Source organism: Faecalicatena contorta, assembly GCF_003149105.1.
Classification (GTDB): Bacteria; Bacillota; Clostridia; order Lachnospirales; family Lachnospiraceae; genus Muricomes; species Muricomes contortus_C.
Genome location: NZ_QGDS01000003.1, coordinates 1 through 12,118, shown reverse-complemented (window position 1 = coordinate 12,118; position 12,118 = coordinate 1). Strand labels below are relative to the sequence as shown.

Annotated in this window: 10 protein-coding genes; 9 read left to right on the top strand and 1 reads right to left on the bottom strand. The window is 43.4% G+C overall.

Annotated elements, in window-relative coordinates; all coding sequences use genetic code 11:
• Positions 1 to 122: 122 nt before the first annotated feature.
• The 8 genes from A8805_RS05900 to A8805_RS05865 all read left to right on the top strand — a co-directional run bounded on the left by A8805_RS05900 (position 123) and on the right by A8805_RS05865 (position 10,488).
• Positions 123 to 1,952, top strand: coding sequence for a sensor histidine kinase (locus tag A8805_RS05900; RefSeq protein ID WP_109709294.1), 1,830 nt, complete (start codon positions 123 to 125; stop codon positions 1,950 to 1,952).
• Positions 1,927 to 2,670: a response regulator transcription factor gene (locus tag A8805_RS05895; protein ID WP_109709293.1), complete on the top strand. Its 744-nt coding sequence runs from the start codon at positions 1,927 to 1,929 to the stop codon at positions 2,668 to 2,670. The genes A8805_RS05900 and A8805_RS05895 overlap by 26 nt, the downstream gene beginning before the upstream one ends.
• 136 nt (positions 2,671 to 2,806) lie before the next feature.
• Positions 2,807 to 4,126 (top strand): ABC transporter substrate-binding protein, encoded by a 1,320-nt coding sequence (locus tag A8805_RS05890; protein WP_109709292.1) that lies wholly within the window; start codon positions 2,807 to 2,809, stop codon positions 4,124 to 4,126.
• Positions 4,127 to 4,141: 15 nt separating this feature from the next.
• Positions 4,142 to 5,023: a carbohydrate ABC transporter permease gene (locus tag A8805_RS05885; protein WP_109709291.1), complete on the top strand. Its 882-nt coding sequence runs from the start codon at positions 4,142 to 4,144 to the stop codon at positions 5,021 to 5,023.
• Between the two features lies 1 nt (position 5,024).
• The gene (locus A8805_RS05880) at positions 5,025 to 5,855 is read left to right on the top strand and encodes a carbohydrate ABC transporter permease (protein WP_109709290.1); all 831 of its coding nucleotides are present in this window, start codon (positions 5,025 to 5,027) and stop codon (positions 5,853 to 5,855) included.
• An 18-nt stretch (positions 5,856 to 5,873) separates the two neighbouring features.
• Positions 5,874 to 7,862: a glycoside hydrolase family 127 protein gene (locus A8805_RS05875; protein ID WP_109709289.1), complete on the top strand. Its 1,989-nt coding sequence runs from the start codon at positions 5,874 to 5,876 to the stop codon at positions 7,860 to 7,862.
• A 13-nt stretch (positions 7,863 to 7,875) separates the two neighbouring features.
• On the top strand, positions 7,876 to 9,873 hold the full coding sequence (locus A8805_RS05870; protein WP_109709288.1) for a TIM-barrel domain-containing protein: 1,998 nt from the start codon (positions 7,876 to 7,878) through the stop codon (positions 9,871 to 9,873).
• Between the two features lie 15 nt (positions 9,874 to 9,888).
• Positions 9,889 to 10,488 carry a YesL family protein gene (locus A8805_RS05865; protein ID WP_109709287.1) on the top strand — a complete coding sequence of 200 codons (600 nt, stop codon included), beginning with the start codon at positions 9,889 to 9,891 and terminating at the stop codon, positions 10,486 to 10,488.
• A 132-nt stretch (positions 10,489 to 10,620) separates the two neighbouring features.
• Here the strand turns inward: A8805_RS05865 and A8805_RS22040 are convergent, their stop codons facing one another.
• Entirely contained in the window at positions 10,621 to 10,776 is a 156-nt protein-coding gene (locus tag A8805_RS22040; protein ID WP_181392749.1) for a hypothetical protein, read from the bottom strand.
• A 272-nt stretch (positions 10,777 to 11,048) separates the two neighbouring features.
• On the opposite strand from A8805_RS22040, the gene A8805_RS05860 reads away from it, so the two are divergent.
• Entirely contained in the window at positions 11,049 to 11,876 is an 828-nt protein-coding gene (locus A8805_RS05860) for a pentapeptide repeat-containing protein (RefSeq protein ID WP_109709286.1), read from the top strand.
• Positions 11,877 to 12,118: the final 242 nt, after the last annotated feature.

Genomic DNA, 12,118 nt, shown 5'->3' with positions numbered 1-12,118 from the left:
TCACGTATATATTAGTTGCTGCAAAAAACTAATGAGTTAGTGTGATTGACAATGTCGGGGTTTGTTGATACTTTAGAATTAAGCTTAAACTAAGGTACGATTAGGAGAGGGATGAGGTACAGATGATAGGAACGATAAAGAGAGGGGTTCGGGAATTCAGAGGCAGTGTCTGGTACCAGATTGGCTTTTGGTTTTGTATACTGTTCATCGGTATGGTAGTATTGTTCCAGGTGTTCTTGAAAAATGAGTACTATAGCTATCTTTTGGAGCAGAATATCTCTTTACGGTCTGTTCTGCTTAACACCCTGCAGTACGATATCAGTGATGAGTTGAATGGTGAGAAGTCGGTTGCTTCGGGGATAGTTATTCAGGAGGAAATGTACTACGCAACAAAGGATATTGCCAAAGAGGAGATTGAGATGTCCAGGAAGTTGGAATTTCAAAGGCTGTTACAACGTTATAGTCGCTACTCCGGTACGATACTAAATCTTGCAATTGTGGGAGAAAATCGCGAAATATATCAGTATGACAAATACGAGAAGCAATCAAAGCAAATGTGGAATGATTCGAATGAAGCGGTTCTTTATGGGGCTTACGATGAATTGATGAAAAATCTGAATAAGGGAGGTGAGCCTCGCTACGTGGTAACGACTGAAGAGAATATTCATCCGTTTCGTGAGGACGAGGTGGTGTTTCATATTCTCTATCCGATTATCGGAACCAAGAAAAACTTCAGTTATGCTTCAGAGGCTTTGTGCGTTACATACTCGATGAAACTTTTTGATCCTTTCCTGAAAATGATTAATCGTGATGATAAGCAGCATGTCAGTGCCTATGTGATTGATGAGAATAATCGGGTTATCTACCATGAGGAAAAGGGCATAATTGGCAAAACTGAAGAAGAGTATCTTAGTACCAGTGAGTTTATTACTGACCGGGCACCGATCAGGGGCAGTTCCTGGCAGTTGGCGGTGGCCATTGATAAGGAACAGATGAAAGCTTCAGTGGGTGAAATTTTCCACCGCGGGGTGGGGGTCTACATTGCTGCGATTTTACTCTTTAGTATATTTTTGTTCTTGCTTTTGAGGAAGTTGTTGTCACCCCTTAAAATTGTTAAGTCGGAGATGGATAATATTTCTCGAGGCCGCGAGCAACAGAGCATCGAAGTAAAGGGCAATACTGAAATCTGGGAATTGGCGAAGCATTTTAATGTCATGTTGGTATCGCTGGAGAATAAAGAGAAGGAAGTTAAGTATTATCATCAAGAGGAGATACGGGCTCTGGAACGGCAGCGTGAAGCCGAAATCGAAGCCTTGGAATCTCATATTAACGCCCATTTCATCTCGAATACCCTGGGTGCAATCTCTTATGAAGCGATTGAGGGGGGGAATGACCACCTGGCACTGATGATTAAGAAGTTATCCAACATATTGCGTTACACCTTTAATCAGTCAGCCCAGACTGTTGACCTGTATAAAGAGATTGAGTGGACAGAACAATATCTGTATCTACAGAAGGAACGCCTTCAGGATGTGTTTGACTATAGCATTGAATTTGATCAGTTCTTCAAGCAGGAAAAATGCTGTAAGCTAATGATGCAGCCTTTCGTGGAAAATGCCATTGTTCACGGCTTTCATGGTTATGAGGAAGGTGGTTGTATTATTATTAAAGTAACAGCGACTACGGAGGGCTGGATGATGTGGATTGAGGACAATGGCCGGGGTATGACAGCGGAGCAGGAAGCCAGCATTCAGGCGGTGCTGAAAGGAGATTATAATGTCAAGGTGCCCAGCACAGGCGGCACGGGAGTGGGGATCTTAAATGCGGTATCGCGGATTAAGAAGTTTTACAGCGGGGCCATCACTATGGAGTTGAAAACCGAGCCAGGCCAGGGAACTATATTCCGTTTTTATATAAGGAGGAAACATGAGAATTTTAATAGCAGAGGATGAGAAACGGGCCAGGAAAGGCCTTAGTAGTTTAATAGCTTCACTTTCAGAGGATTATGAAATCATTGCTGAAACCGCCAACGGGCGAGATGCACTGGAGATGATTAAGACTTTGAAGCCGAATTTGGCCTTTATGGATGTAAAGATGCCTTTTATGAATGGGATTGAAGCCATTGAAGCGGCGACGGCTGCCGGGTGTGAGACAAAGTTCGTCATCCTGACTGCTTATGAGGAGTTTGACATTGCCCGGCGGGCGATTGGGTGCGGGGTTCTAGGGTATCTGGTGAAGCCAATTGTCCGGGAGGAGATTGTGGAGATCATGAAGAAAGTGACACCACAATCTCAGAAAAAGATCAGCAATGAAAGCCTGTCTGCAAAATATCCGGAGATCCATCCCCTGATCAGGCGTGCCCTCAAGGAAATCGAAACCAATTACGCTATGGTCATTAACCAGGGGGACCTGGCAAAGGAACTGGGGGTTAGTCAGGAGTATTTCAGTAACCTGTTTTCTAAGGATATCGGGATACCATTTTCGAAGTTCTTAAAGGAGTATCGAATCGAGATGGCGAAGGCGCTATTGCTCTACGGGGCTACAGATACCAGGGAAATACCTTATGCGGTAGGCTTTTCCGACGAAAAGTATTTTAACCGGGTATTTAAGCAAGTAGTAGGGGTAAGTGTCAGAACATTTGTGAATGAAAATAAGATTTTCTTAAAATAAAACAAAAATCTTAAAATGTTATCTTAAAATAGTGCAATTATCAAAAAACTGTCAGTTGTTAGAATGGCGGTTTTTTTATAAACTTAACCCAACTATTAACGTACATCTAACGTACAGTTTACAGGAGGTAAAGGTTATGAGAAAGAGAGGCAGAAGAATTTTGGCTATGGCGGCATTGACTATGGCAGGTGCGATGGCACTTACTGCTTGCGGTCAAAAGGCGGACACGACCACTACGAAGGAGGAAAAGCCTGAAACCAGTACTAGCGGAGAAGGGGGACTGAGTGGGGAGATTACCATCTGGCACTATCATCACACTCTGGAGCACGAGATTTTGGTAAAGACCATCAAAGAGTACCAGGAAATCAATCCCGATGTAACCATTAACGAAACCTTTGTATCGCGCGAAGAATTGATGAACCAGTATAACATCGGAGCTGTGTCAGGGGAACTTCCGGATATCGGAATGGTCGATTCACCGGATATGTCCGCCTATATTTCACTGGGTGTGTATGATGACATTACAGCAGAGTTGGAAGAGTGGGGCGAGCTTGACAACTTTTATGAAGGTCCGCTTAACAGCTGCCGGGATGGTGATGGCAATCTCTATGGTCTGCCAACTACTTCAAACTGTATCGCATTAGTTTGCAATATGGATATGTTGAAGGAAGCAGGTTTTGATAAAGCGCCCACTACCTGGGATGAATTCTACCAGATTGCAAAAGCTTGTACCAATGAGGCAGAAGGTGTATACGGTTACGCAATGTCAGCAATTGCTACCGAAGAAGGTACTCATCAGTTTATTCCCTGGCTCTACTCGACGGGCGAGACCGTTGCCTCTCTGGATTCTGAGGGCGGGCGAAAAGCCATGGGATTCCTGGCGAAATTGACAGATGAGGGGATTATGAGTAAGGAGACAACCAACTGGACACAGCATGAGGCCTTTCGAAGCTTCTGCTCTGGCAAAGCCGCTATGGCAACAGTCGGCACCTGGCATCTAGCTCAGGTGGATGAGGGTGAGATTGAGACAGATGTTAACATGGAATTTGCACCTTTGCCGAAAGATAAGCAGCACTCTTCCAGCCTCGGAGGGGAGAACTTAGGCGTATGTGCAGGCTCTGAGAACCGTGAAGTCGCTATTGATTTTTTAAAGTTTGTCATGACCAAAGAGAAGAACACTGAGTGGTGTAATGCCGTAACGAGCCAGCCAGTACGGAAAGATTCAGTTGAATTAGACGGGGTCTGGAAAGAAGATGAACGGTTTGCCCTCTTCACCGAGGTGATGAATTATGCCGTGGCACGAGGCCCCCATCCAGAATGGCCAACCATCTCTGAAGCGATCTATCGTAACGAACAGGCGGCATTGTTAGGAGATAAGACAGCGGATCAGGCAATTGACGATGCAGCAGGGATTATTAATCCCATTCTTAAGGAAACGCCAATTAACCTCGACTAAAATAGGAGATAGCAGATGGAAAAGCGCAGAAGATATGAGGGATATTTCTTCATCCTGCCGGGACTCCTATACGTGTTATTGGTACTTGGATACCCGCTGGTTTACAACTTTGTTCTTAGTTTAAAGAATATTAATGTTAAAAATTTTAATGCAGGTACCGCCACTTTTGTAGGCCTGCAGAATTACCAGGAACTATTTAGCCATGACGTATTTCTATTGGTTATGAAAAACACGTTTGTGTTTACCATTTTCAGCTTAATCTTTCAATTTATCATTGGTTTTTTATTTGCGATGTATTTTCAGAAGAAATCAACACTATCAGGACCGATGCGTGGGTTGATATTAATCAGTTATATGATTCCTACCTCGGTAGCCGGTCTGCTGGGTAAGAATATATTCGCGATCGATGGCGGAGTGGTAAATGACCTGCTGCTGAAGGTTGGGTTAATTGATAAACCGATTGACTGGTTGATTAGCTCCGGGACTGCGATGTTCGCCGTGATAGCCATTAACTGCTGGATCGGTATTCCCTACAACATGCTGCTGATGACCTCAGGACTATCGAACATCTCGGCCGATGTCTATGAAAGTGCTTCGATCGACGGTGCTAATGTTTTTCAGAAGTTTTTCTTTATCACTTTACCACTGGTGAAACCAGCCATGCTGGCGGTACTGATGCTAGGTTTTATCTACACCTTTAAAGCCTTCGACCTGATGTTTATTATGACCAAGGGAGGGCCTATGAATGCTACGGATACCATGGGAACGTATGCTTATCAGCTATCTTTTCAGAAGTTTGAATTCTCTAAGGGGGCAGCGGCGGCAATTATCCTGTTTCTATGTTTGTTTATTGTCGGCGTATTCTATCTTAGACTGATTTCTAAAGAGGAGGACTAGGATGAATAAAGAGAAGAGAAGTAATATTATTAATAGCATTATCGCCGTATTAATTGCGTTGCTCTTTTTATTTCCTATTTATTGGCTTTTGACAATGTCGTTTAAATCGGATGAAGAGATTTTTGGCAAGATTTTGACGTATTATCCCCATGATTTTACGGTGGCACCATGGATAGATAACTTCCGGGATCCGGCATTCCTAAGATCACTGAAAAACAGTGTCATCATCTCTATCTTAACCATGTGCCTGGCGCTGATTTTTGGTGTTCCTACGGCTTACGGAATGGGAAAATATAAGATGAAGGGCTCCCGGGCCTTTCTCCTTACATTCCTGGTTACGCAGATGCTGCCGGCGTCTTTGATGCTGACGCCGATGTATCTGATCTTCAACAAAGTGGGGCTTCTGGGAACGTATCTGGGGCCGGCCATAGCCATTGCTTCAGGGTCGGTGCCTTTTATAGTAGTTACTCTGCGTCCTTATTTTAAAGGGGTGCCGGTGGCACTTGATGATGCCGCGAGAATTGATGGCTGTGGAGTGCTGAAATCTTTTTTCATGGTCATGATCCCTGCAATTAAGACGGGAATTATTACTGTAACGGTACTATCATTCTTAAGTGGCTGGAATGATCTTGTCTATTCGATGACTTTTAACGTCAAAACGGAGATGCGGCCACTGACGGCGAATATCTATAAGTTCCAAACGAAGTATGGGATGAAGTGGAATAGCATTATGGCATACGGGGCAATCCTGGTTTTGCCGATTGTGCTAATCTTCGTCTTTCTTCAGAAGTATATCGTTGGTGGGATGACGGCCGGAGCAGTCAAAGAGTAAATAGGAGGATGGAGGAAGATGCTAAAAGAAATAGGCTTAGAAAAGGTAACAGTAAAGAGTGAGTTTTGGAATTACTATATCAGGAATATTAAGGAGAAGAGCATTCCCTTTCAGTACAAAGTACTTGATAATGATGCATCTGTAAAAATTGAAAATGAAAATAAAATCGGAACTTTTGATGATGAAAGGAGTAATGCGCTGGAAAACCTGCGGATTGCCGCCGGAATCAGTGAAGGCGAGCGGTATGGTACGATTTTTCAGGATAGTGATGTTTATAAGTGGCTGGAGGCGGTTGCATATAGTCTCTATACAGCCCCTGATAAAGAACTGCAGGCTCTGGCTGAAAGTCTTGTAGACTTGATTGAAAAAGCGCAGGATGAGGATGGATATATCGATACTTATTTTCAGGTGCAAGAGCCGAAACTGCGATATCGGATGATTTATTACAGCCATGAGATGTATTGCATGGGTCACCTGTTAGAAGCGGCGGTGGCCTACCATCAGGTGACGGGCAATCAAAAGATTTTAAAGGTTGCAGATAAAATCCTCGATAATCTGGATCAGAATTTTGGTTATGAAGATGGTAAGATAAAGGGAGCCGATGGCCATCAGGAAGTAGAGATCGGACTCTTGAAATATTATGAGCTAACGGGGAGCAAGAAGGCACTGTCGCTGGTGGAGTTCTTACTCGATATCCGGGGACAAGATCCGGACTTCTATAAAAAGGAACTGGAGCGCAATGAACGGGAAGGGCTGCCAATCAAATATAGTAAGGTGCCGTCCGATCTCTATTATATGCAGGCCTATGCCCAGCCCAAGAATCAGCGTACGGCTCAGGGTCACGCTGTCCGTATGCTGTATATGGCAGCAGCAATGGCGCGGCTGGTAGTGCATAATCAGGACAGGGAAATCTACGAGGCGTGTAAAGCGATTTGGCGAAATATCGTCGATAGGAAGTTGTATGTTACCGCCGGGGTGGGCTCCACCGTTCACGGCGAGGCTTTCTCCGGAGACTATGATTTGCCCAACGACACGATGTACTGCGAGACGTGTGCCTCTATTGCGTTGGTATATTTTGCCTATGAAATGTACAAATTTGAACCTAAGGTCGAGTATATAGATGTAATCGAGCGGGCCCTATATAACGGAATCCTGTCAGGAGCTTCCATTGATGGAACTCACTTTTTCTATGTTAATCCCACGGAGGTTCATGGGGCCATCTGTGATACCAACCCCGGCCAGGGGCATGTGTTGTACAATCGGCCGCAGTGGTATAGCTGTGCCTGCTGTCCGCCGAATTTTGCCCGGACCATCGGTTCGGTACAACGTTATTTTTATACTGTAGATGAGGCAGCACAGGTGGTGTACGGTAATCTATTTGCAGCCAGTGAGATAACCTGCTTTGATGATCAGCTGTCCATTGTTCAGCAGACATCATTTCCTAAGCAGAATGAAGTGAGTTATGAAGTAAAGGGCAATGGTAAGGAGTACGAACTAAGAATCAGGATTCCCTATTGGGCCTCTAACGTTAAGTTAGAACTTAATCAGAAAGTGATTCATGTGCCTGCGGAAGATGGCTATGTGAGTTTTAAGCGAGAATGGCAGGAGGACCGCTTGACCCTTACCTTTGATACTGCCGTAATGTCGATTCGGGCAAATGCCAGGGTAATCGCCGATGCCAATCGGCTGACAGTGCAAAAAGGGCCCTTCGTATACTGTGCGGAAGGTGTCGATAATCCCTATCCGTTGACTGCTTACCGAATATCGGCAGCAGCTGTTAAAGCAGCGAAAACCATCGGTACCACCAAAGATTTATCGGCCGTGAAAGAGTTGGGTATCAAAGCTTTGCGAATCCCAGCAAAGGTGGAAGAAGGAGGAGAGGGTGCACTTTATCAATTCGATACAACTGTCACCTTCAAAGAGGAGGAACTCACTCTGATACCTTACTATGCCTGGGCCAATAGGGGAACTAAGGACATGATGGTTTGGTTTCATCAGTATAGTTGAACAGGAGGCGGCAATGATTAAAAAAGAAGACCGGGCATTTATCAGAAGGTATGATGCCGAGACCTTGAGAATCGAAAGCTGGGGAGCTAATTCCTTGCGTATCAGAGCTACCCACAACGGGGAATTTCTACCCGTTAACAGTGTGCTAAGCGCCTTGACTGAAGTGATTTCTGACACAGACCTGATCATAGAAGAAGGTGAGGATTATCATAAGCTTATACAAGGAAAGCTGACCTGTATGGTGGGAGCGAATGGGAAACTGACATTTTACCACAGCGGGACAGGTAAGAAGCTGCTAGAGGAGTACGACCGCAACGAGTTCAATACCTATTATTCGAATAAGAAGACATTTAACAGTTCACTGGCAATTCCTTCGCGAAGCTACAGTCCGATTCGCGGAACCTCTTATTATAAGATTGTGAATCGCTTTGAAGGTGACGAAGAGGAGCGGTTATTCGGGATGGGCCAATATCAGCAAAGCATCTTAAATCTTAATGGAGCAAAGCTAGAGCTGAGCCATCGGAATTCCCAGGCCAGTGTACCGTTCTTGTTATCTGATAAGGGTTACGGGATGCTGTGGAATAACCCCGGAGTGGGCGAAGTATTCTTCGGGAAAAACCGGGTAGAATGGATTGCGTCCTCAACCCGCCAAATTGACTATTGGATTACGGCCGGTGACATGCCGGCAGAAATAGAAGAAGCATATGCCAAAGTAGTAGGAAAAGCCCCGCTGATGCCGGATTACGGCTTGGGCCTCTGGCAGTGTAAGCTGCGTTACCGTACTCAGGAGGAGCTGATGAGCGTGGCGCGGGAATACCGGCAAAGAGGACTGCCTTTAGATGTAATCGTAGCGGATTATTTCCACTGGCCCAATCAAGGAGACTTTCGATTCGATGAAGTGCTTTGGCCTGACGTGGAAGGAATGACTAAAGAGCTAGAGGAAATGGGCACAAAGCTAATTGTATCTGTATGGCCTACGGTGGAAAAAAATAGTGAGAATTATGAGGTGATGAAGGAGTTAGGGTATTTGACCCGCAACGACTCAGGGGATCGACAAATCCAACTGGGAGATGCGGCTACGATTGATTTTACCAATCCTGAGGCGCGGGCATATGTCTGGGACCTCTTAAAGAAAAATTACTTGGATAAGGGTGTCCATGACTTCTGGCTTGATGAAGCAGAACCGGAGTTTAATGACTATGATTATATGAACTACCGTTACCAGGCTGGTGCCGATATGGAAGTAGGCAACATCTACCCCCGTGAATATATTAAGATGGCTTATGAGGGCATGAAGGAGGCAGGGCATAACGATCAGATACACTTAATCCGCTGTGTCTGGCTGGGCTCTCAGAAGTATGGGGCATTGTTATGGTCAGGAGATATTGATTCTTCCTTCCGGGCGTTAAGGGAGCAGGTCTATGCCGGGCTTAACGTGGGTATCGCCGGGATTCCATGGTGGACTACGGATATCGGTGGATTTGAAGGTGCCGATATACGCGATGAGAGTTTTAAAGAGTGTCTGGTTCGCTGGTTTCAATTTGCAACATTTTGTCCTGTGCTGCGGATGCACGGCTTTCGGAAGCCGGTCGCAGACCCCATCGGTGACACCGGTGGTGCCAGGCGGTTAAGCGGTGCACCGAATGAGTTGTGGAGCTACGGGGAGGAAGTCTACCAGATATTGAAACACTATCTTAAACTGCGGTTAGAGATGAAGTCTTATCTGCAGGAAGTTATGACAGCGGCACATGAAAAGGGAACGCCGCCGATGCGTCCGATGTTCTATGAGTTCCCGTCAGATAAGCGATGCTGGGATTTGAAGGACCAGTATATGTTTGGGCCGGACTATCTGGTGGCACCTATATTAGAAGAGGGGATGAGGAGCCGCCAGGTTTATTTGCCCGCAGGAAAATGGCGAAGAGTTGGCAGTGATGAGGAATACGATGGCGGCAAGGTTTATGAAGTGGAGGCACCACTGGCCGATATGCCTGTATTTAAACGACAAAGCTAAGGAAAAGGATGTTAGATGGAAAGAGTAAATCATGGCTTATGGAAGGTATTTGATATTTTTTTAATGGGGGTCTTATGGTTGATCGGCTCACTGCCGTTGATTACCTTTATGGCATCTTGTAGTGCACTATATGATACGGTGCATAAATGTATTCTGGAGGATAAGGGGTATGTCTCCGAGACTTTTCTAAAATCTTATAGGGGAAATTTAAAGCGGGGTGTACCGCTCACTGTATTATTTTTTGCGATACAAGCAGTACTGCTGATTAATATGGGTATCTTATCTGTTCACGGGCAGGGTAATATCGGAGCAGCAGGCATGATGTTCTATGGAATTATGACAGGTTTGCTGCTAATTATCCAGACTTATGCAACCCTCTTGCTGTCGCGCTTCGAGATGACCATTGCCTGGTACCTGAAGGCTGCCGTCTATATGTTGTTTGGCCATTTGCCCTATTCGGTACTGGTGATGGCGCTGGTAGCAGGGAGTATTCTACTAATTAGAATGACACCCCTGGCTTTAATAGTGGTACCTATGCTATTGGCAATTGTATTGCATAAAATAATAGAACCTTTATTAAAAACATATTATCCTAAACAACACAAGAATAAATGATGGGAAGAGAGGACTGCTGAGGTGGTTCTTTTTTCCTGTCAGTTTTGATGTAAATGTTGAAACAAATCTTTATCAAAGATAAAAGCGCCCGTTCAATTTTTTCAAAATAGATGAGATTAACTGTCTCTACTGTTAGACTCGTTCTGGGATTTCCCGATATGCCTCTAGCCTCTTCAACAACCGCTCTATAAGTATTCCAGTTTCACCGGGAACTCTTTTTGCTTTCAACCATAAAAATAATGCTGCTGTTAAGTTCTCCAATGCTTGGATTAACAAAATATTTTTCATGTACCTCCCCTGTTATGCTAATACCGGTTTCCTGATAAACTTTCACTGCTGCTGTATTCCAATATCTCCAACGATAGCATTTGTATAATATTGGGGGTCAAGTCCAAAAAATAAAATTTAATAACTTTCTGTTTCCATAATTCACCATTGATACATTTTTAATATAATGTTTGTGCTCGGAGCTCGTGATTCATCTGGAGAATACTGAATTCTTTCTTTATGCGGTAAATCGTGGTATTATAAATCAAACAAGAATTTATCGGAGTAAACAAATGGCTAAAATACATGATGAAAATACGATATTATTACAATCACTAAAATCAGACTGTTCGAAATGTAGTGGATTGTGTTGTACAGCACTATTTTTTTCAAAAATAGATGGATTTCCAGAAGATAAATCGGAAGGAAAACCTTGTATTCATCTTCAAAAGGATTTTCGATGTAAAGTTCATAGAGAACTTGAAAAAAGTAAAATGAAAGGCTGCATTGGATATGATTGTTTTGGCGCAGGTCAGCAGGTAACCCAATTCATTTATTTCGGGCAAACATGGCAGGATGTGCCAACCCAGGCAAAAGAAATGTTTGATGTATTTATAGTGGTGTTTCAACTATATCAAATACGTTACTTTTTACTAGAGGCCATGGCAATTCTTCCAGCAAAGATGTTGAAAAATGATATCAAAACCCTAATAGAAGAAAATGAAATGATATGTAATTCCAAACCTCAAAATATTATAATGTTTGATATAGAAAATTACAGAGACAGGGTAAATATTCTTTTAAAACAGGTTTGCAGTTTACTGCAGAAGAGCTTGGGCTGCGAAAATAAGAAATGTCCATCTGATTTCCTTGGGAAAAATTTTAAGAATAAAGATATGAGCGGATTGGATTTGAGCACAAAATTGTTAATTGCTGCAAATTTCAATAATTGTGTGTTTGAGGGGACAATTTTTTTAGGGGCTGATACGCGGGATACAGATTTTAGTAATGCGGATTTAAGAGATGCAGTTTTTTTATCACAAGGACAAATAAATTCTGCAAAAGGTAATCGAAACACCAAACTGCCCCAATATTTAGACTATCCGGTTACATGGAGATAATCTATTGGATAAAACATATTAAAGCTACATTTTTCTTGGTAATAAGCCAATGAAAATGTAGCCTTTTATTTTGTTCTAATAAAATTTTCTGACAGGGACATACTGCTATTAATGAGTGCCGATATAACATGGCACAAAGGCAACTTGAATAAGGAGACCAACTATGAATAGTCAATAGGAAATTAAAAAGTTTTTAATAAAGTTTTGAACTAAAAAAGTGTATAGGAAATAAAGCATCATAT

Excerpts from the sequence above, each read along its gene's own strand:
- A8805_RS05900 (WP_109709294.1), top strand. The coding sequence starts at position 123 with ATGATAGGAACGATAAAGAGAGGGGTTCGGGAATTCAGAGGCAGTGTC.
- A8805_RS05895 (WP_109709293.1), top strand. The coding sequence starts at position 1,927 with ATGAGAATTTTAATAGCAGAGGATGAGAAACGGGCCAGGAAAGGCCTT.
- A8805_RS05890 (WP_109709292.1), top strand. The coding sequence starts at position 2,807 with ATGAGAAAGAGAGGCAGAAGAATTTTGGCTATGGCGGCATTGACTATG.
- A8805_RS05885 (WP_109709291.1), top strand. The coding sequence starts at position 4,142 with ATGGAAAAGCGCAGAAGATATGAGGGATATTTCTTCATCCTGCCGGGA.
- A8805_RS05880 (WP_109709290.1), top strand. The coding sequence starts at position 5,025 with ATGAATAAAGAGAAGAGAAGTAATATTATTAATAGCATTATCGCCGTA.
- A8805_RS05875 (WP_109709289.1), top strand. The coding sequence starts at position 5,874 with ATGCTAAAAGAAATAGGCTTAGAAAAGGTAACAGTAAAGAGTGAGTTT.
- A8805_RS05870 (WP_109709288.1), top strand. The coding sequence starts at position 7,876 with ATGATTAAAAAAGAAGACCGGGCATTTATCAGAAGGTATGATGCCGAG.
- A8805_RS05865 (WP_109709287.1), top strand. The coding sequence starts at position 9,889 with ATGGAAAGAGTAAATCATGGCTTATGGAAGGTATTTGATATTTTTTTA.
- A8805_RS22040 (WP_181392749.1), bottom strand. The coding sequence starts at position 10,776 with ATGAAAAATATTTTGTTAATCCAAGCATTGGAGAACTTAACAGCAGCA.
- A8805_RS05860 (WP_109709286.1), top strand. The coding sequence starts at position 11,049 with ATGGCTAAAATACATGATGAAAATACGATATTATTACAATCACTAAAA.